Source organism: Mesorhizobium sp. M7D.F.Ca.US.005.01.1.1, assembly GCF_003952545.1.
Lineage (GTDB): Bacteria > Pseudomonadota > Alphaproteobacteria > Rhizobiales > Rhizobiaceae > Mesorhizobium > Mesorhizobium loti.
The window spans coordinates 6,460,013-6,480,265 of the sequence record NZ_CP034453.1 but is presented as its reverse complement, the minus strand read 5'-3'; the positions used below and the strand labels follow the sequence as shown (position 1 = coordinate 6,480,265).

The 20,253-nt window shown below is 59.4% G+C and carries 18 protein-coding genes; 2 read left to right on the top strand and 16 right to left on the bottom strand.

The window, feature by feature from the left end:
- Positions 1-102: 102 nt before the first annotated feature.
- From EJ076_RS31460 to EJ076_RS31450, 3 genes are read right to left on the bottom strand one after another with little or no spacing between them, the layout of a single operon-like run.
- A complete protein-coding gene (locus tag EJ076_RS31460; protein ID WP_126070491.1) occupies positions 103-2,055 on the bottom strand; it encodes a hypothetical protein in 1,953 nt (650 codons plus the stop codon).
- Positions 2,052-2,660, bottom strand: coding sequence for a hypothetical protein (locus EJ076_RS31455; protein ID WP_126070490.1), 609 nt, complete (start codon positions 2,658-2,660; stop codon positions 2,052-2,054). The genes EJ076_RS31460 and EJ076_RS31455 overlap by 4 nt, the downstream gene beginning before the upstream one ends.
- Complete coding sequence (locus EJ076_RS31450) at positions 2,657-3,934, bottom strand: dsDNA nuclease domain-containing protein (RefSeq protein WP_126070489.1); 1,278 nt, start codon at positions 3,932-3,934, stop codon at positions 2,657-2,659. The genes EJ076_RS31455 and EJ076_RS31450 overlap by 4 nt, the downstream gene beginning before the upstream one ends.
- A gap of 335 nt (positions 3,935-4,269) precedes the next feature.
- On the opposite strand from EJ076_RS31450, the gene EJ076_RS31445 reads away from it, so the two are divergent.
- Positions 4,270-5,595 (top strand): hypothetical protein, encoded by a 1,326-nt coding sequence (locus tag EJ076_RS31445; protein ID WP_126070488.1) that lies wholly within the window; start codon positions 4,270-4,272, stop codon positions 5,593-5,595.
- Between the two features lie 278 nt (positions 5,596-5,873).
- Here EJ076_RS31445 and EJ076_RS31435 read toward each other — a convergent pair whose 3' ends face one another.
- Positions 5,874-6,497 carry a hypothetical protein gene (locus EJ076_RS31435; RefSeq protein ID WP_126070487.1) on the bottom strand — a complete coding sequence of 208 codons (624 nt, stop codon included), beginning with the start codon at positions 6,495-6,497 and terminating at the stop codon, positions 5,874-5,876.
- A 992-nt stretch (positions 6,498-7,489) separates the two neighbouring features.
- On the opposite strand from EJ076_RS31435, the gene EJ076_RS31430 reads away from it, so the two are divergent.
- Positions 7,490-8,668: a hypothetical protein gene (locus EJ076_RS31430; RefSeq protein WP_142886635.1), complete on the top strand. Its 1,179-nt coding sequence runs from the start codon at positions 7,490-7,492 to the stop codon at positions 8,666-8,668.
- Between the two features lie 173 nt (positions 8,669-8,841).
- Here EJ076_RS31430 and EJ076_RS31425 read toward each other — a convergent pair whose 3' ends face one another.
- The 12 genes from EJ076_RS31425 to EJ076_RS31370 all read right to left on the bottom strand — a co-directional run bounded on the left by EJ076_RS31425 (position 8,842) and on the right by EJ076_RS31370 (position 20,248).
- A complete protein-coding gene (locus EJ076_RS31425) occupies positions 8,842-9,528 on the bottom strand; it encodes a hypothetical protein (RefSeq protein WP_126070486.1) in 687 nt (228 codons plus the stop codon).
- 256 nt (positions 9,529-9,784) lie between these two features.
- Positions 9,785-10,108, bottom strand: a complete 324-nt coding sequence (locus EJ076_RS31420; protein ID WP_126070485.1) for a hypothetical protein — start codon at positions 10,106-10,108, stop codon at positions 9,785-9,787.
- Between the two features lie 58 nt (positions 10,109-10,166).
- Positions 10,167-10,448, bottom strand: coding sequence for a hypothetical protein (locus EJ076_RS31415; protein WP_126070484.1), 282 nt, complete (start codon positions 10,446-10,448; stop codon positions 10,167-10,169).
- 41 nt (positions 10,449-10,489) lie between these two features.
- The gene (locus EJ076_RS31410; RefSeq protein ID WP_126070483.1) at positions 10,490-10,894 is read right to left on the bottom strand and encodes a hypothetical protein; all 405 of its coding nucleotides are present in this window, start codon (positions 10,892-10,894) and stop codon (positions 10,490-10,492) included.
- A gap of 346 nt (positions 10,895-11,240) precedes the next feature.
- Positions 11,241-12,233 (bottom strand): PAN domain-containing protein, encoded by a 993-nt coding sequence (locus EJ076_RS31405; protein WP_224673596.1) that lies wholly within the window; start codon positions 12,231-12,233, stop codon positions 11,241-11,243.
- 36 nt (positions 12,234-12,269) lie between these two features.
- Positions 12,270-12,863 carry a PAN domain-containing protein gene (locus EJ076_RS31400; protein WP_164548781.1) on the bottom strand — a complete coding sequence of 198 codons (594 nt, stop codon included), beginning with the start codon at positions 12,861-12,863 and terminating at the stop codon, positions 12,270-12,272.
- 133 nt (positions 12,864-12,996) lie between these two features.
- Entirely contained in the window at positions 12,997-13,587 is a 591-nt protein-coding gene (locus EJ076_RS35365) for a PAN domain-containing protein (RefSeq protein WP_224673650.1), read from the bottom strand.
- Between the two features lie 76 nt (positions 13,588-13,663).
- Complete coding sequence (locus EJ076_RS31390; RefSeq protein ID WP_126070481.1) at positions 13,664-14,842, bottom strand: glycoside hydrolase family 3 protein; 1,179 nt, start codon at positions 14,840-14,842, stop codon at positions 13,664-13,666.
- 3 nt (positions 14,843-14,845) lie between these two features.
- Positions 14,846-15,676, bottom strand: coding sequence for a PAN domain-containing protein (locus EJ076_RS31385; RefSeq protein ID WP_245318361.1), 831 nt, complete (start codon positions 15,674-15,676; stop codon positions 14,846-14,848).
- A 107-nt stretch (positions 15,677-15,783) separates the two neighbouring features.
- Positions 15,784-16,527, bottom strand: a complete 744-nt coding sequence (locus tag EJ076_RS31380; protein ID WP_126070480.1) for a PAN domain-containing protein — start codon at positions 16,525-16,527, stop codon at positions 15,784-15,786.
- Positions 16,528-16,589: 62 nt separating this feature from the next.
- A complete protein-coding gene (locus EJ076_RS31375; RefSeq protein WP_095775720.1) occupies positions 16,590-17,549 on the bottom strand; it encodes a hypothetical protein in 960 nt (319 codons plus the stop codon).
- Positions 17,546-20,248, bottom strand: coding sequence for a virulence factor SrfC family protein (locus tag EJ076_RS31370; RefSeq protein ID WP_126070479.1), 2,703 nt, complete (start codon positions 20,246-20,248; stop codon positions 17,546-17,548). The genes EJ076_RS31375 and EJ076_RS31370 overlap by 4 nt, the downstream gene beginning before the upstream one ends.
- Positions 20,249-20,253: the final 5 nt, after the last annotated feature.

Here is a 20,253-nt window from a genome sequence, read left to right as displayed (position 1 = left end):
AGAGGGTCGTGCGCCAGTGATCAGATCATGTCGTAGTCGCTCTCCAATCCGATAACGACTATTCGGACGCAAGCCGGGAAAGGTTCTCAATGCGATAGCGTGCTATTTGCCTCGGTAGTAGCGTATCAGTGGCTGGTGTACGTCACTATCCGGCTGCATGTGCCGGTTCGTGATGCCGGCAGCGAAGTCGCCGGGTGGCGGGAAGAACTCCTTGTCGATCAAGATGAACTGGGTCTGCCGAAGTTCTCCAGCGTTGAGCTGGTAGAGCAGTCGATAGAACCCTTCGAACTGTGCCTTATTCTCCCGCTCGCTGATGTTCTTCATCGGGGAGTCGACGATTAGGAGCTCGGGAAGAGGCGCGTGAAGCTGTGCCGCGATGCGGTGCAGGGCGATCGCGAAGCAGCATTTGAAGAGGGTCTTCTTGCCGCCGCTGCTAAGGGAGGTGAATGTCGAGCGGGTGAGGTCGCTGGGGTCGGCGCTGAGTATCGCCGGGTAGAAGTCGGGCGGGTCCAACTCGACATGGTCGTTGCGCTTGATGCCCGGTACCCCGGACAGAACTAGGCAATCTAGGAAATAGCCGGCGAAACGATCGAGGCTTGTGCGATCCGCCTCTGCTTTGCTGCGTGCCTGTTTGAGCGCCTCGCGCTTCGACTGTTCTAGGGCGACGATTTGGGCGAGAGCTTCGCGCTGCTGCTGCAGCAAAACGGGTAGGCGCAATAGCCAGGCGAAGCTCGCCAATTCGGCTTCTAGCGTGGCGCGCTCGCGTTCCTTCAGCAGGCTCATCGACAGAAAGGCAGAGTCCTGCTCGGCGATGGCGCGATTGATGTCGGCTTCGGCCTTATCCTTGGTCTGCAGCAAGTTCGACCGCTGTGCCCGCATTCTGGCAAGATTATTGTCGATCGCTGCGACGGCGTCCTTGAGCTCGGAGTATCGGCTGGCGATATCGGCCTCAAGGGCTGCGAGTTCGGCGGGATCGGCTAAGTCGACCAGATCTTCCCGACCGCACACGTCGCAGCATTGTGCTGAGCGGGCAGGCAGGGCTTGGGTGCATCTCGGGCAGGCGCTAAAGGCAACGTCCCCGAGGATTTCGCGGGCCTCCGCGGAGCGCCGGAATTTCAGGCTAAGCATATCGATTTCGTTGCGATGCCGCACGTGACGGTCCCGCATGGCGCGGAGTTCCTCGGCGTTAAGGTCGAGCTTGGCGATATCAGACCCTAGGCTCCGGGCCGTCTTCGCCAGCTCGTCGATGGCATGAGTGGTCTGGTCCTCGCGGCGCCCCTTGCGCAGCACCTCCAGCTCTGCGGTAACCTTGACTATCGACGCGCGAAGTCCCGACTCGCGCTCTGTCACTTGAGCCTCCGACTCAATGCCGACCTCCGCCAATGCCCTGGATAGGCTATCGATCGAGGCAGCGCGCGCTGTTCGATTCGCCCGGAGCTGATCGAGCTCTGCTTCCAGATCAGCGACCCGCTCGTCATGGTAGCCGATGATGTAGCGGATCACGTCGCGACTCTTGAGCCGCATGTAGAATTCCGCCGATTCTTCTAGGTAAAAAAAAGAACTGTCGATGTGGTCTTGATCGAGGTAGCAGTACCAAAGCAAGTCGCGCAATGACAAGCGAACGATCTTGCTGTCCGCCTTGGTCTTGCTCTTGCGCACACGCGGCGGGTTAATCTCCGATAGCCAGAATATTAAGTCCGATAAGGTCTCCACGCCCGTTTGCGGGATGACCTCGCCGGCAGCCACACGGGACGGGATGACGATCGAATAGCGACCTTGATCGTCCTCCCAGGATGCAAAGACGTCGGCTGCGTCCCGGGCCCGCTCAATGCTGAGCGTAGCCCGTTCAAGCTCAAGGGTCAGGGTCGCCGAGACGAACTCGGACTGCAGCGCGGGGGACAGCTGGATAGTGCCCCCAAGACAGTAGTCGACCAGCCGGGCGATGCTCGACTTGCCCGCACCCATCTGCCCCCAGAAGTAGCTTAGCTTTGAGAAGTTGATCTGATCGTCGGCACGGCGCAGCGACAGTTTTAGGGATATGAGATTAAACTTCATTGCCGCTCTCCACTGAAAGCGGAAGTCTCCGCCGCCGGGTCGCTGGCGCCGATCTCAGCGCCCCATTTCATGCCAGCGATTTCCGGGACGATCTCGTAGACGAAGTCTTTGAGTTTCGTGGCCGACATGGCGCCGACCGCTTTCATCAAGACGGCGCCTCGCGTCTCGAAGTCCTTGAAGGTCGGACGGTTGGCTAGATCGTCGGCCAGGGCGCGGCCGCGTTCAGTCAAGCCGATTTCGATCTTGCGGCCGCTGAATGACAGGGTAATGAGGTCGCGAGATGATAGGAGGCTGAGCCAGCGCCGATAGCGTCCGTCCCACGGCCCGTAGCGGAACCGGATCATCTTCGTCTCGACGGTCGTGCGTTCTCGCGGCAGCACCGCCGCGTCGGCCGGCGACTTGTCTAGCGCCTCCAATGCCCGCTCCAGATAGACCGGGTATCGCAGCAGGAAGTCCAACTTTGCGAGTTTGGTTATGCCCTCGATTGGCTTCGGGGCACTCTTGCCGCGCTTGTCGGCGCTTCGCAGGAGCACCAGCAGGCGGGCGAGATGTAGACCGTCGGCGTTCTCCGCATCAGCCGCGGCCTTGAGGACGGAAAGGCTCACCCTTCTCCTCCATCGATCTGAAAACGGTCGCTCCACCACACGCGGCAATCGTCGGTCAAAAGCGCTGCGGTTCCCATAAGCAGTTCATAGGGCGCGCCTCCAAGCAAATCTTTCCGCTTGGTCTCCAAGCTGCGTAGACGGGTCGCCACCTCATTGAACATGGCCTGCCCGAATGGTGCGCCGGGGGTATGAAGCGCCATGTAGGATTCTAGGCATTCTCCGTGAACCGCCTCTTCCACTTGTCGTAGCTGGCGGGCCGCCGCCACGGGATCCTTGGCCTGCTCTTCCAGAAAATGATACTCTGCCGCCTGCTCGCGAGCCTTCATGTAGTCGACCAGGGCGCCGACGCCGCCGCGCGCCAGCTTCTGCTCCAAGATCCGCTTCGGCCGAACTTGACCGAGGCTGATGGTCGGCGAGCCTTGGTAGCGGAATGTGTCGCTGATCCTCGACACCGGGACCAAAGCCACATCAGCGATGATAATGCGTTTGGCCGTGATCACCGGATCGTCAATCGTCCCCGAGGCAACTTTCGCAAGGTGACGATCCGGGTCGACCACATACAGCGATGCGGCGCGGTGGAATCGGGCGACGAGGTCGTTGCAGAGCTCGCGGAGAGGATCCGGCGCGAGGTGCGCACATTCGCTTAGTCCGCCGATATGTTCTTGAGCGAGTGCTGCATCGAATTCTTCACGCGAGGGGCCTTTGACGATTTCGAGCCGGCGCAACACTTCGAAGAGATGCGCTTTCTCCGCGCCGAGCTCCGCCGCCAAGGCGCCGAAGGTGTTCCGAAATGGCGGCTGTATCCCGTCGGCTTCGCTGCAGGATCTCACGTGGTCCAGCATGAGGCGGGGGCAACGGCCGCGACGCTTGTCGTCCGTGCTGGCCGGTGTAACCGAATCCACGTCGGAGTTAGACACGAATACGAACTTCCCGACCTGGCCGGGAAATGCAGTCACGAGATCGACGAAGCGGCCGATCGACTTGGTGAGGGCGGCGGACGCAAGCGTCCAAGCACCGTTTTCAGGTCTTGATGTCTTGATCTGGTAGCCGTCGAAGAGGCCATCGGGCCGTTCGGCCAGGAAGTCTTCGTGGTGTTCACAATACAGGGCGATGTAGTTGAGCGTGCCGCGCCGCACCGCTGCCAGAATCACCACGCCATACTGATGCTGGTAGCGAAAGTTGCGTTCAGTTTCGTCGCCTGGATCCCTGCTGGCAGTATTTTCCAGCCGAGCAGGGACTGTGACTTCCTGTACTTGAATGTCGCCGCTACTCAACCGAAACGAACCGGATTTTTTGAAGCATAACTAGTCGCCCTCCCGCGCAGATAATTCTAATCAGATTTCACTTTTCCTACAACGGTACACACGCCGCTTTATCTGGTATCGCGCCGCAATTATCTGAAACGCCGCGTCGCGGATGTCGCTTGCGCCCCTCAAGCGATCACAACTCGTCGAATGTTCGATGGGATTTGGTAGGTGCCCGGCTCAGCCTGAAAGCACGCAATGGCTGATATTCCGACCGTCAGTTGGTGGCAGCAATTATGCGGACGGATACCGGTCGTTGTTACTTTTTTTACGGACGTTTATGCTGGCGGCCAGACACCGACAAGATGGAAGCGAAAGCTGCGGCTGAGATGGCGAAGAAGTACAACCGAATTGCTGATCTGCCATCTACGGAGGAACTCTCGGCCGCGCTCCCTGCAGTGCGAGCGGGGCGTTTTCTAGCGAAGCTAGCCCTCAAGACGGGTTTTGGAGGTGACAAGGCGAAGCAAGTTGTGGACAGTGCAGATCAGCTTCTCGCCCAATCCGAAATCGTCAATCTTCCCGACCGCTTTAACGCGGTATTCGCAGAACGCAGTTGGTTCGCGACCTCATCCATGTCGGTGGACGCGATGCGTGTTGCATTGGAGAAGCATAGAGAAGGTGATACGGATTCGGGGGAAGAGGTCCTAATTGACTGGGTACTAGACCCAGAGATCATCAACCTCTTCGCCATCACACGGAGCAAGTCTTTCGGCGATGTGCACGGTCGATGGCATCAGCTGCGCGAGGCAGTCGCGCTGACCGAAGAAGGCCGCTACTGGTCCGCAGTTCCGCTAGTCCTGATAGCCTGCGATGGTTTTGCGTCCGATGTGCTGGGAACCTCTCCGTTCGAAAAAAATGCAGACCTGAGTTTGTTCGACTCGATGGTAGCTCACTCTTCTTCGCTGCCAGCGGCGATCGAGCGGATTACGAAGGGAGTGCGCAAGTCGAGCGACGATGCACTGTCCGTGCCGCTTCGGCACGGCATCCTTCACGGCCGGTCGCTGGGATACGCTAATCGTACAGTCTGCGGGAAGGCTTGGATGCTGATGATCGCGTTGGTCGATTGGGCGGCAGACAAACGGGACGAGGAGGCGCGACGGGCGAAAGACCAGGCGCGACGATCCACAAACTGGGGCGACATCTCTACATCGGTGCAGAAGAACCGCGCGGACCGGGCGTCTATCGAAGCGTTCGTGCCTCGCCAGTGGGAGGGGCCATTCGCCGGGGACATGGCGGAGGACGAGCCTCCGTTTGCGTTCCGGGAATTCCTCGCTGGCTGGCAGACCAGGAACTTCGGCCTCATGGCGAAGCGAGCCGTCAACATTACACAGCAGAAACATGGGCATCTCGCAGGGCGTATGCGAGCAGATGTGGAGCATGTGCAACTCGTTGAGTTCGATATGCTCTCGGTGTCTCAGACAACGGTCGTACGGGCGGAAGCGCACGTTCGAATGCTCGGTCAAAGTATTAAAGGAAATGTCAGCGGCAATTTCTTGATCCCGGCATTCCGTCATACGGCCAATGGTGACATCGCCATGCCGACTGATGAAGGCATCTGGCAGGTCCAACAGGGGTGCATCTTCGATCTGCTGCACGAACGGAAAATCGAGAAGCGCGAGGCCCGGCTGTGACGCTCTCTAGTAAGACGGGCTAGCCGAAGCAGTTATTCGGATTGCGCATGACATCGGTCGGAATCGCTCAAAGCGCCACCTCGTAAGGGAGACAGGAAAGGACGCAATGGGGTCGAAGCCCGGCGATGATGATCAGGTCCGCGAGCTTCAACGATGGCGGGATCTTCTTGTCGATGCGAGCGACCTGGGGGGAGGCACAATCAGCAAAAAGAGGCTGCCCAGCAGCTGCGCCCAGTTATCGGTAAAATCCGTGGGGCAAGTAACGCTGCTGCCGGGGGTCAACCTCCCTCGGCAGATATTTTGCAACGGAAAAGGTTCACTCTCAGGTCTTGAAACGGGTCTCCTTCGCTTGAGGCTAGCCATTTGTTTAGCGATGCCTGGAGATCGGAAATGGCTTTGTATGCCTCATCCCGAGCGATGCACTGAGATAAACTCACCGTCATGTGAACGTTGAAGCTTGGAGCCCTGGAAAAAAAGCTATTGCAGTAGTCGACGGCGCAGGCGTGAAGGCCTGCTGACATATCCGCCGCCTTCTTGTTTTCCTCTTGAGCCTTTCCATCTGCAGTGTCTCTGTCAAGATACGCGGTACAGCGGCCGACGCTCACATCTTTTGGCTGGATCGGCGACGTGGACGAAAGGCTCTCCGGCTCCGAGTTGGAACCACCCAATACTGTTCTGTAGGGCGTGCTGTTCACATAATATTCGACTCGTGAGCATGTTGCAGCAGAACTGTGAATCATCAGCTCAGCAGCGTAGCTCTTCTTAGATCCTGAGGTGCTCAGAACTTCGATCGTGCCCGCACAGGAGCCGATTTTCTGATTGAAATCACAGTCCGCTGCTATCGCAGGGGCATTGGCAATCGCGATAAAAAGAGAACAAACAATTCCTTGAAAATAACGCATCGTCATTACTCCCACTTGCCCGGTAGCTAGAAAATCAGGGTCGGCTCGAAGAGTCTAGAGTCCTCAGACGGCAGGTGAATCGGTTCTCGCGTGATGCGCGCGCCATCCCGCTAATCCGTGACCCGCGGTGCAGCCTGCATCGCAGTGTGCGATCTCCCCCGGACTATCAGTTTCCCAACGGTGGTCTGCTAAGGGATCCACTTCCATCCCCAACAGGCTGAAGGGCATTTCGCAGCCAGGAAGCCTTGGATTTGCTTGACACAGACATGTAGGCGTCTGGGCGTTGGCGGGCTCTGAGCATGATGCGCTCGACGACGAATTGGAACGGTAACGAACCGCTTTGGCGATGAGCCCGCCCGTTACTCCTCCTGTGACGCCTGCCACCGTTGCACCAACGACGACGGTGCCAAGACCCGCACCGGAGCCGGCCCCCTCCGCAACAAGAGCCGCGCCTCCGCGTTCGCCAATCCTGAATGTCTTGACGTGTGTCACTACAGGCGCGGTGCCGGTCTTGTCAGCGCCTATCGTCACAACGTCCTGAAGCCTTGTTCCATCCGCCAGTCGGTAAGGCGCCAGTACTTGTGCCCCCGATACCGCGCAACCTGTGAGCATAACAATGCCTGCCACCAATAGCGACTTAATTCTCACTCGATGAGTAGCGATGAAATACGAAAGATGATGAGTAAGCGAGTTGGACATAGATCCCCCATGCAGCGCCGTCTTTGTCGACGAAATCTACCAGCGGACGACTAGCAGATGGAGGATCGGCTGCTTCCCCCAAACGGGGGATGTCGAGCCGTTAGAAGTGTTAAATGGTGCAGACTTCATGCAAAGGCTGGCAACCCATCGACGCTTGTGCCACGTTTGCCAACGAGTTTCGGAGGGAGATGGTGTTAGCCAGACCGAGAAAGAAAATTTACATCTCGATTGCTTACAGACCTCCTACCATGGAGCGTCCATGAGTACTTCAGACGGCCCCAATGCGAGCGATCATGGCGTCGAGTGAAAAACAGTCTCAGATTGCAGAACTCAACACGGTCATCAACGCTGCAGCCTGTGATGCAAATCGCTGGGCTGACGTCGCCGGCGCGCTGCAGCGCTTTATCCCTGGATCAAAGATCTTGTTTCAGGTGGTGGAGAAAGAAAGCACCGTTGTGCATCAGGTTGTCTATTCAGGCTTCAACGACAAAACCATTCAGGCTTACGGTGATCATTATTGGAAGCTTAATCCCTGGACCAGCGGTACGAACGCGATGCATATGTCGTCGTTCAAAAGCTCATCAGAACTATATCCTGACGAATTGTTGAGGAAGACGGAATTCTTTACTGATCTTGTGAATCCGGAGCGTGAGTGCGATGGAGCCACGGCTCTGAAGTTTGCAGCGCACAGCGATCGATATGCGGTTCTGGCCGTGCATCATGATTTCCGGCATCATGAGCAGATCCATGCTCGAAGTCTAGCCTTGCTTCAGACCGTTGTTCCTGCCCTGCGAACCGCGCTCGAATTAAACCGCCTCGCCAACCCAACGTTTCACCTCCCAGGAGGACGTGGGCTAATTGACCAACTCGTCGACGCGGCAATGGTCGTTGATCAAGATTGTCGACTTCTGGCGTCCAACGTGCCAGCAAACCAGGTTTTAACCGATGCCCGGGTTTTGTTGGTTAAGGCGAAGGACAAAGTAGAGATCAAGGACTCGGAGGCGAATGCGGCCTTCGTCCGGCTTGTCAGAGATTGCTGTGCTGTTTTTCAGGACCGGGCTAGGCCGAACGATTTGATCGTCAACACCCGATCGGGAGGGTACATCATTACGTGCGTGCCGATGGCTATAGAGCAAACAAGTGCGCTGCCAGCAGGACTCTTGTCGATTTTCGCTCCAAGAACGGTGTCCTTGGTCATTATCCGCCCTCGCGCAAGCCAAGACGCGTCAATAGTAGTTGACGATCTGCGTCGACATTTCGGGCTTACTACAGCCGAAGTCGGCCTCATTCTAGAGTTTGGACGCGGCGGCACCCTGTCGGAAATCGCCGATCGGCGTGGGGTTTCGCGGTCGACCGTCCAATCTCACCTCAAGTCGATCTTCGCTAAGACTGGCACCTCCAAACAGAGAGATGTCGTCACGCTGGTTACAAGCCGTGCAGCTGCCGGCAGGCAGTTTTCTGTCGACGATTGAGAGGCTATCCCACTGGTGCCCTTCCACGGCTATTCTTTGGAGCTGCACTTAGAGTCGCCGAAAGCACATGTCTTAAATTTCGACCGTTCCTCCGCGCACTTTCGATGACGGGCCTGCACCTCGCGCCTAACCCCCAACTCGACCAATCCCTCTAAGTTGCCGATACTCCTACGCTACTCCTTGCGCAGCTTGCCTACAAACTCGATTCCAGAGCCTGACACTTTAAACGTGGCCGCATTATTCGACTGGAAAACGATTACGCCCTGCGACGGTGCGCCACTTTGATCGGTGAACGAAAATGACAGTCTGTTGCTTCTGATCGTGGTCGAAAAATTGGTAGTGACATGTGACTTGCCATCAACCCAAGTCCCTCTCGCGGAACTACCTTGGACAGCGATATCGACCGTGGCGGGACTGGAAACGATCATCCACCTCAAGCTTCCGGTCCAGTGGCCCGCAAAGCTTTGTTGCCCTGACGTCGACGTTTCCTCTCCGACCACATCCTTACCCTTGATCGCGTATGCGGTGCACTTTTCGACCTCTACATCGCTTTTGATGGTTGGCTTGGTGCCAAATACACTCTCCGTATCCGAGTTGGAATTATTGAGAACCGTTTGGTAAGGGGTGCTATCTACGAAGTATTCCACTTTCGAGCAGGCTCCTGCAGAGCTTTTCACATAGAGAGTTGTGGTGAAGCTCTTCTTGGAGCCGGCCGTTTTTCCAACCTTGATCGTTCCAGTGCATACCCCGATTGGCTTCTTGAAATCGCACTCGGCCGCTTGGACCAAAGAACTGGACATCGAAATCATCGAGGCAGCGAACACCACTGTGCAAACGGACGAACTCTTGAGGTTTTTCATACGCCATCCTCCCCTATATAGTCTCGGAAAAGCCCAATCTTTTTACACACGCCAGAGGTCGTTAAAGCCAAACTTGCCTCATGACTGAATGGCATGTTGCGCTCTTTATGGCGCCTAAATGCAATAGATATCGACCAGTTGGAGCTTGCTCTCAAAAACCTTCGATATCGGCACCCGATCATTCAAAACGAGAGAGTAGCTTCGTTAGAGCAAGGGGGCCCGACGCACTCTCGATTGGTTCATTCCCCCGCTCTCGCTACTGAGAGCACGCACCTGCTTCTTCTTCCCGGGCTTCGTTCAGGCTCTTTCTGAACGTAGCCCGCATTCTCTTGAGATCTGCGGAGTCCTTCGTGCAATTTTCCAACAGGCCAAGCGATGTCGAGAATAGCAGCACGCCATCCCGGGCTCCGACGCAGACGCCTTCGCCCAAGCGGGAGTTTATGAGATCGACCGTGGGTTGAATCTTGCGAGTAAGTTCCTCATCGGTACATGCCTCGTCGGCTCTTGCTGCTTGCGCAAAACCGACGACAAGAGGCAATACAGCTAATAGCGGCGCCGCGTACGTCGACAATTTTAACATCGTTCAATCTCCATACTATGGTTTCCGATGTTGCCAAAGGCATCGGATGCGGTGTGTGTCAGTTAACCTTATAGTTGTTTCGCATTTTCGTCGTGAATTGATCCGGCTCAGAATTGTTTGTTTCGTTGTGCGCACATTCGACTGCGAGAGCTTGCTGCTCTTCCAGAGCCTGGGCAGCGTTCCGCTTTTCAGCCCGATTCGAACTTGGAACCGAGTCGTAATATTGCTTGAGCTCGAAGACGCGGTTGACCTCGGCACCACAGCTCCCCGCATAGGCTTGGATTGACATGGCTGCCATGATCGACACCAAAAGCAGCGTCGGGATGAGTAGTCTAAGCATGGAACTGATCTCCGTCATGTTTCGATCGGGTGGTGTCTGTCTCAGAACTTGTTTTCAGTCGGTTGGCAAACGCCCGTCACGATCTTACTCGGGTCTCCGTTGTCGATGATCTGTATTCGGCCCGTTCCGCGATCGATCGAAAACAGGCTGTTGGCCCTCGTGAACGTGATCGTCGATTTGGAGATCGCCACGTCTCGTTGCGGCTCAGCGCCCATCAACAGCACCGATCGCGCATCGACGTCGACGGTCATCGTCAGGTTTGGCGGATTCTTCAGATCGTTGCCGTTGACGTCTTTCATAAGTAGGCAGGAGAGTGTCAGCTCGCCCGCTACGGCAGGAACATTCGAATAGAAGGCTATCGCCAGCCCGGCGCAGACTATGTAAGCAACGGGCTGCCCGTGCCGTGTTCTCGCATGTCCTGAAGTTTCAACATTGCTCCTGGCCATTTTGCCCGCCCCCTATGCGTCAAGGAGTTGAGCAGTTCCATAGGGCCGAAACATCCCTCGTTCGGGGGAGACAGTCTGCGGAACTATTTTATTTCCGGCTCATTCCGAGTAGAAAGTGGCTTCGAAGGTGCCGATAACTTGATATTCGGGCATCGACTTGCGAACAGAACGTGAGGCTGGCGCGGGGTAGATTGAGGAGTGCGGTTGCCTCATGGACGCGGAGGCTTGTGATGGCGCCAAGTGGGTCGTTGTGGCAGGTGCGATCCGGAGCTGCCAGTAGCAGCCGTGCGTTTAGGGCGTGGAGTCCTTTGCGGTTCCAGTAGGACAGCCCCGGCTTGCCTCTTGATCAATCTTGGCGTTTTGCGCCACTGTCAGTTCCCCGGCTGCTTGAATACTCACCCGGCTGGTCGAACAGGACGCAGCGCTTCTGTGACTGGGTGAATCCGAAAGCGATGCATTGGTCCTGTGACGAGCAATCCCGTTCGCACTCGTCGCGGCTGCGGGCAGCAAGCACCCGGAATCCGTTCCCCGAAAAAGCCTTGCCGTTGAAATACTCGAAATAGACAGCCGAGCCCGAAGCGGAGGGGGTTTCACTCCCCGACACGACGCCGCTGGTGGCGCGGGCGTTCATCGAGAGCTGGCCAGGCCGCTCCTTGAGGAAGCACTTCCGGTTCCATGCGTCGTAAGTGAAAGCCTTGCACCAGCCTCCTGAGGTTCGGCACATGGATTCGCATTGTTCTACGCTCTCCGTTTGACGCGTCTCGGCCGCTTCGCTTTTGAGATCCCTGTTGAGGAAACGCGTGAACGTGGCAGGGGGCGGCATTACGGCCACTGCCTCTTGCTCCGGCGGGACAGGCTGCGGCGACGGTTCGGAAGCCTGCGGAGGGGCAGGCGGATTCATTGGCTGGCGGTAGCCAGTGACAAGGCTGCGGGTGGCGGCCGTATGTCCTTGGCTTTGCCCAGCGCCCGCTACGCTCGCGAACAGCCTGCAGACGCCGCCATCCGACGAATGGTCAAAGCCGGCACATCCCGAGCGCGCTGCACAAAGGTTGCTGCAGGAGTCCAGCGGCACGCTGACTGTCGCGCTTACGACCCCGTTCAGGAATGTCTGCGGGTAGCGGAAGAGTTCCTCGGTCGATTGCGCGCTGGCGGGTCTAACTCCGGACGGCAGGATGACAGCAGCCGCGATTGCGCCAATCACGGCTAAGAGAAGGCCTGCGATCCTGTCATAAAAGCATTGGCGGAGAATGCGGGTCGCGAACGTACGCGGACCAGGAAAACGCATGTCGGCTGGTGGCTCGGATACCTGGCGCATCCGCCGGTTGTTCATCTGTGACATTGGTTGCCTTTCTCCGCCGCTTTCCCGAACAGGACCTCAAAAGCTCCCGGGGCCGCTCACCGGACATCTCCGGGATGCGGGCACCGAGAAGGTCCCGAAATGATTGTTGCAGATGCGGAACTTGGACTGACGTGCCGCCGGGGCTGGCGCCGCCGGCGCTGGTACTGGCGTTGGCTTTGCTGGCGGCCGCGGTCTTGCCGTCTCGCGTTTCTTTTCCCGTTTCGGCTTCGCGCGGACGATCGGCGCAGGCTCCCGCGCTTTCTGCGATGTGGATTCCTGCTTCTTGGCTTCCGGCGGTGCTTTCGTTTGAGCCGGGACAGGCGGATTGGCCGGCGGAAGGTAACCCGTGACCAGATTTCGGGTTCCGGCGATATATTGCTGGTTTTGGGTCGCGCCGCCGACGCTCGCGAACAGCCTGCAGATTTGGTCCGACGACGAGTAATCGAAGCCGAGGCAGCCTGACCGCGCCGAGCAGAATACCTTGCAGGCCTCCAGCGGCACGCTGACCGTGGCGCTGACGGTCCCGCGCAGGAGGGTCTGCGGATAACGGAACAGCTCCTCGGACGATTGGGCGTTCGCAGGCCGTAATCCGCCCGACGGAACGACTGCAGCCGCAATTGCGGCTGCCACTCTCAAGAGCAGTCCGGCGGCCCTGTCGCGGGGACGGTCTTTGCGGAGCGGACGAACGGCGATGAGCCTGACAAGCCATTCGAATTGTCGCAACCTCACTTCGTGGTCCTCCTGATCGCGCGCCCGCTCGAATTCACATGCCAGGCGAGCAGACTTCGTTCGCCGGCACTTGGAAAACGCCTCTTACAGTCGTGCACATCTTGAATCGGCCGCCTTGCTTCGCGGCAGGCTTTCTAAGCTGCGGCGAAGGCGGCGCGGCGGCAGGCGGCTTGGGCTTGGGCGCGACGGAAGGCGGCGCAGATTTGCGAACGCCGTTCTTTCGCGCGCTTTTCGGGGCCTCGGCCGACTTCGGAGAGGGCGCATCCCGAGGCTTAGGCGCCTCCGCCTCCGCTGGCTTGGGCGATGGAGCCTGCACCGGCGGATTGGCTGGCGGACGGTAACCCGTGACGAGACTCCGGGTGCCGGCGACGCCTGGCTGGCTTTCCTCCGCACCGTCCACGCTCGAGAACAGCCTGCAAAGTCCGTCGGACGACGAGTGGTCGAAGCCGACGCATCCAGTGCGGGCTACGCACAGTTTCATGCACGACCCGGCCGGCACGCTGACCGTAGCGCTGACGGCTCCGTTCAGGAGGGTCTGCGGGTAATCGAAGAACTCTTCTGCCGACTGTGCGTTCGCTGGCCGAATCCCGGTCGGCGGCAGGAGAGCTGCAACCGCGCCTGCCATTCCCAAAAGAAGTCCCGCTGTACAGTGACGAAGACGATACGCCAGCATGCTGCCTCCTTGCCTGGGCGCGCGAGCGCTACCGCTCCTGTACAATGGTCGTTTCCTGGGACATGGCCGGGGCCAGCTTCTTTTTCAGGCGCATGACGTTCTCATAGGATTTCTGTATCCGCTCGAGCATTTCCGGGTCTTTGCGAGCTTCTTCAGACAGGAGGGCGGCGACCTTTTCCGGGACCAGGGGGTCTGGATGTTTGTCGTTGGCGAATATCAGGATGTCGTTCCCTGCCCGAACGGCGCGCAGCACCGAGTCCTCGAAGCTTATGTTGTCGGTAATGGCCTGCATCTGCATGTCGTCGCTGATGACCACGCCCTTGAAGTGCATGTTGTCCCGCAGCAGCCCGGTCAACGTCGCGCGGGAAAGCGAGGATGGGATTTGGTCCGAAAAGGACAGCTTGTCATTTATCACATGGGCGGACATGACCATGTCGACATCTCCCGACGCGATCAGGTTCCTGTAGGGTAGAAGTTCCTTGTCGCTCCATGTCTTGGAAACGTCGGTCATGCCTTTGTGGCTGTCCTTGGTGCTGGAACCGTGTCCCGGGAAGTGTTTCAAGGCCGTCAGCACTCCCTTCGACCGATGCGCTTCGATGAAAACCTTCGCGTATGTCTCGACCGTCTGAGGATCGGCGGAAAAGCTCCTGCCAAGCTTGCCAATGATGGGGTTCGCCGGGTTGACGTTGAGGTCGACGACCGGAGCCAGGTTGAGGTTGAACCCCAGGTCGGAAAGAGCGGAAGCGAGGTTCTGGTACACCGCGGCGGCCTTGGCGGGACTCATTGACTTGGCCACAGTCGACTCGCTTGGAGTCTCCTTGAACCCCATGGCGCCCGTGAGCCTCTGGATGCGGCCACCCTCCTGGTCGACCGCGATCAGCAGCGGGGTTGCCGCGAACCGCTGCAGGCCTTCGTTCAGTCGCCGCACCTGGTTCAGGCTGTCGATATTGCGCCCGAGATAGATGACGCCTGTTATCTTTCCTTCTTTCGCTTGCGTGACGACCTTCGCGTAGCCGTCGGCGTCCGGTTCGCTGCCGAGGAAGCCAACAAGCACCATCTGCCCTATCATCTGGCGCAGAGTGGCGTCGTCGAGGACGCTGCGCTGCGCGTTCGGCATATGGGACGGGACCGGGTCAGCCTTCAGCGGGGCGCAAAGGCCAAAGAGGGCGCAGGCGAAGGCGATGCAAGACGTGATCCGCAGCGGCATGTTTCAGTCCCTCGGAGCGACAGCACGCACGAAGTCGGGAGTGACCGTCCGGCTGTTTTTTCGCGCCGACGTCATGCCTTTTTTCCGCACCGGGTAGAGGTTTGTCCCGTTGACCAGGAAACATCGGTTGGGACGCGCGGTCACCCAGGTGAATCCGCCGCAGCCGCCGTCCGAACTACATTGCTGCATGCATTCCTGGTACGAGATGGCAGCTGACTCCATGCTGTTTCCAATGAGGCCGCTCGTGGTGAAAAGCTCCCAATCGGCATTCAAGGTCGGAGGAGGGGCCGATGGCTTTGCCTTGAAATAGAGGCCGGACCGTCCCAACGGGTAGGACTGCACGAAATCGAAGCCGGATTTCAGGAAGCATCGGTTCACTTCCTGGTTGTAGGTGAACGCTCGGCAGGAGGTTCGGCTGTCGCACAGGGCCGAACAGCTTTCGGCATTGGGCGCATCCAGGCCTTTCGTCACGAGATCCCCGCCCCAGAGGTCAACGCCGCTGAAGGACGCGTAGTACCAGGACTCGGCGTTGGCGGGATCGCGGTAGCCTGGAATCTTCTGGCGCGCGCCACCCGTCGAGAGCGGATCGGACTGCGCTGACGCGACTGCTGGAAACAAGCGGCAGAGATTGGTCACGGAGGAATGGTCGAAGCCGGCGCAGCCGGAACGTTCCTGGCAGATTTGGCGGCAGTCGTCCAAAGGCCGCCGAAACTCGGCGCTGGCGCTTCCCCTCAGCGCCGTCCCTGGATAGTCGAGGAATTCGCCGCCAGACTCCTGTGCTGACGCCATTGGGGCGATTCCGGGCATCGCAAGCGAAATTGACAGCAGAAGCAAGGACGACGCTATCCCCGCCGCGGCCATGCGCAACCGACGACCCCCCTGCCGCATTCCCGCTTCCCCCCTTGCCCAGCCCGTGAAACCGATACGAAAGCGCGGCCGGGTCAAGGACTGATCGATCCTTCGCAGTAGGTGGTGCGAAGGAAATTCTCGTATGCGTTGGCGTGGCTCGAACCCGTGTCGCTGGCGTCGAGGCAAAGCGAACTCAGCAGGTTGTTGGCTTGCGCATTGCCCTCCAGCGCGAGCTCGAAATACGAACGCGCCGCCTTATTGGAGTCGATCGCGTCGACGCGGTCCGGGGCGAAAGTCCTTGGATCGTACCATTTCGCCATTTCGAGTTTCGCGTCCTGATTGCCTCTCTGCATTGCGAGATTGATCGCCTGCAGCCCGACGCTCCGGTCTCCGCGCTTGAAAGCCTCCTTGCTCAGGGCGAAGAGCTCATGGCCGTCCGCGTCCGTCTCCTTGAGCTTCGCCAGCCTGGCGGCTAGCGGAGGATTTGTTGGATCGGTGTAGTTCGAAAGCAGGCTTCGCGTTTCCGCGGTCGAACCCACGTTCACGCGTCCGGCTCCTACGCTTGCGAACAGGCGGCACTCGTCCTTTTGAGAGTGGTCAAACCCCTGACATCCGGAACGCGCCTCGCAGAGTTTCCGGCATTCTTCCATCGGCTTGGAAAACTGGGCGCTGACGATCCCGTTCAGCACGGTGTCCGGGTAGTTGAAAAGCTCGTTGGCCGTTGAGCTTTCCTGTGCTACCGCCGACAGGGTCAGGCCTAGCAGCATTGTGGCAGCCACAGCGGCCATGCACCCCCTGAAGGGGAGAAAATACTTGTCTAAGCTGCTCTTCAGCATGCTTTTGTCCCTCTGACGGTTCCATAGGCGGCGCATTTGCCGGACATTGTTATTTTCGATCATTATTCCAGCGTCCCCTCGCAGTAAGTGTCCCTCAGGAACCCGCTGAACGCAGGATCCTGGGGCGAACTCGCGCTCTTCGCGCAGAGGGAACGGAGCAGTTCCTTGGCCGCTGTCTGGCCTTCTATCGACAGCTCGAAATAGGCCCTGGCCGCCCTGTTGGCGTCGGCTCGATCGGCTTTGGCGGGGTCAAAGGAACCTGGATCGTACCAGCGCGCGATTTCGAGTTTCGCGTCCTTGTTGCCCCGCTCCATCGCAAGATTAATCGCCTGCAAGCCAATTCCGCCGTCGCCTTCCCGGTATGCCTCGCCGCTCAGGGCGAACAGTTCAGCGCCGTTGGTGTCCGTCAGCTTCAGCCTCTCGAAACGCGCGAGCAAAGGCTCGGGCTTGTTGAACCAGCCCCTGCTGTCGGCGATGTAGTACCCTCCGCCCGCCACGAGCAGCGCCAGCGGGATCAGGAGGTACAGGAACCGCCACTTCGACTTCGGCGGCGGGGTCACAGGCTGGGGTTTCGGCGGCTCCGCCGCCCGAGGGAGCTCCACGGCCTGTTCGACAGCCTCTTCCATCTCCCGCTCTATGGCTTGGGGGGACGCTGTCTTGAAAGGGGTCAGTTCCTGTGACCAAGCCCCCGGGCTGGGCGGGATCGGCGGCCAGAAAGCGCTCCCCTCTATGTCATGGCCTTCGACTTCGATCTTCACCTGCAGGTCGACCGGAATCTGGTCGCAGACCTCGGGTCCGACAACTACCGTGGCCGAATTAGCGCCGCGGCTGACCACCGCCGCATCTACGGTTGCCGGACGCGCCTGCCAACCGGCGCCGCCAAGATAGGGAGCGTCCTTGGACTTGCGCATAATCGACAGCCGCACCCTTTGGGAGCTGCCCAATTCCTGCGGGAACGTGATCAGGGCATGCCCGAACAGGCGTGTCTCGTCCTCGCTGACTTTGACGGCAACCTTGTTCATCGAACCGTCCCAGCGGGCGTGGCAAGCAGCGGCGCCGAGTCATCAAGCACGTCCAGGATGGCTCTCAGGCGCTCGTTCTCCTCGACGTTGATGGTGATCCCTTCGCCCGAGAGGACGTTGTCGGTGACCGCCTGGTGGAAGGCGTACATCCATTCCGAGAGCGCGAGGTAGGAGAAGTTCCGCCGCTCCACGCCAAGGCCGTCGCAGTCGGAAACGCTCGGACGGCGCGCGAACACCCTGACTTCGCCGTTCTCAGTGCCGTCTGGAGCAAGTGGCCGCTTATTCTCGGGCATCGCGTCGAAGCCTAGCGTGCTGACGAAACGGTTGATGTGGCTCGTTGCGAGAAAGCCAGCCTTTTCGAGCAGGACATCGGACCGCTCGACCGAACTTCCCGATAGCTTGGCGAGATCCGCGGCTATGCGTGCTTCGAGGCCCGACCGCCGGGCTGCGGCAGTCAGTTCGGCTACCAGTTCGCTTGCGGACTCCTGGCCGAGGCCAATGGCCTGCAGCGCATTGTCGTTTCTCGCGAGGGCGAAGAGGCTGTCCGTCCAATGCCTGATGGCCGAGCGGGCGAGATAGGTCTCGCGAGGCAAGGCTTTCTGCGAAACCGCTCCCCCGGAGGAAACCGCGGCTGCGGCCACCTTCTTCTTGCCGGGCAAGGGAGGGGCTCCCGGGCGCGGCGGGGTCGGGCGCTTTTTCGCCGCGGCTTCGGCTCGCCCTTCGGAACCTTCCTCCGGCGCGTTCTGGCGCTTGAGGCGGTTGCCGTATTCGATGTGAAGGTGTTCGGAGATTCCGTTCTGCGATATCTGCAGCATCTTCATGGCGGTTCCGAAGTGGTCCCGTTCCCAGACCTCGGTGAGGTTTGCGAGAATCTGGTCGGAAACCTCACGGCGCTCGGCAATGCGCTTGTTGATGTCGCTCTCGATGAAATACGGAGCGAGCACGCGGCGGATATCGTGGGCAATGTTGCCGACGCGGCCCCGTATCTGTCCGTATTTGATCTCGGGGCGGCAGATGGCCGCGAGGTTTTCCGCCAGATAGCTGACGCCGCCATCGTTCAGCCTAAGGGCCTCGTCGAAGGCCTTGGCCGGCTCCCGGAAATGCTGCTGAACTTCACTGACTTCAAGATACGCCTCCCGCATGGCGGCGACCTTCGCGACCTTGTCGGGCAGGATCTCGATCTCGGTGCCGCCCTTGTACTTGATCAGGGACTCTGCCTTGAAGTTCGGGTTGCGCAGCCAGTAGGAGTTGTTGAAAGGCTTGTCCGGCATCCATTCGAACGGCCACTTGTGGGCCTTGCCGAAAAAGCGCGTCAGCGAGGCGCCCAGGCGCGCGCTGAAACGATCCGCCAGGCTCTGCCCCTCCTCGCCCGCCTTTTCGCTGAAGTGCATGTCGAACATCGTCAGCACCAGGAACAGCGCGGTCTCGGTCCGGGCGCGGTCGAGCGGGCTCTCCCCGTGCGAGGTCCGGATCCAGTCGTCGATCATGTCGGGAAGGGTCGCCACGTCCTGGTTCGACGGCTTGATGCAGAGCAGCATGCTCGAAAGTTCCTGCTCCGCCACGTAGCGGTCGAAGAGGTAGGCGACCTTGCCCCGGACGAAGAGCTCCTTGAGCGCGTCGGGGTTGCCCTCGATGAAGGCCTGAAGGTCGACTTTCTGCCTGCTGCGGGCTCCCGGGAAATCCAAGAGGTCAGTATGCTCGAAGAAGGGCCATGGCTGTTCCGATATCGCTATCCGCAGTTCAGCCACCAATGCGGTGATCACAGGTCTCGGCAATGAAACCGCCGATCCCTTCATTGGCCTTATCAGCAGCTCGTCCTGGCCGGGTTTTCCGAGCCCCCGCAGAGTCTCTACGTCTATGATGCTGCTTTCCCGGGGAACCAACGCCTCGACGGGACAGTAGGCGTCCTTGGCGAACCCGAGGCTTTCGAGGGCGGTGACGAGTTCAACGTAGAGATCGGTGAATTCCGGCAGTCCGCCCCATAGCACGGAAAAGAGGTCGGCGCGGTCGGCAATGGAGAGCCGGGAGGCAAGGAAGGCCGCTTCCTCCCAGTAGGCCCCCAGCGTTTCGATGTTGGCCAGGCCTGCGAACTGCTTCTCGAAATACTCCTGAAGGTCCCACACGTCCTCCTCTGTCAGGCCATCCGAAGCTGCCTGCGGCCTCGCCCGGCTTTTTGCTTGTTCAAGAGCGGACAGGACGGCGTCGGAAGTCAGCGGCGCGCGTTTCTTCGCGTCCCCGTCAAGAAAGAAGCTGTTGCCCAGCACCTTGGCCACGTCCGTTTCGCTCAGCATCCTCAGCACGACGGGCGCGCCCGCAGGACTTGGCTCTTCCCGGACCGAAAAGCGGGTGACGAGCCCGGTCGACTCTCGGTCGCCGCCGGGGTTGATCTCCCGGATGAAGTCGACCTCACGCCCGAGATCGCCGAAACGGGCCATCAAGGGCGCGCTTCCGTTGCGGGCCAGGACCGACACCAAATAGGACTTGCCAGCCTGGCTGGGTCCGAACACCCCGACGCACATGGGGCGGTCGATGGCCAGCATCGCCTTCCGGGTGGCGACTATGGACTTCCTGAGCTGTTGCTCGGCGATCAGGCGCGTGCTGCCGACCCGCTCCGCGTTCGCGGCGGCTCCTATCCAGGCAAGACCGTCCTGCGCCGATTTCAGCGCCGTGTCGCAGGTCTTCTTCAATTCTTTACGCATGCTTC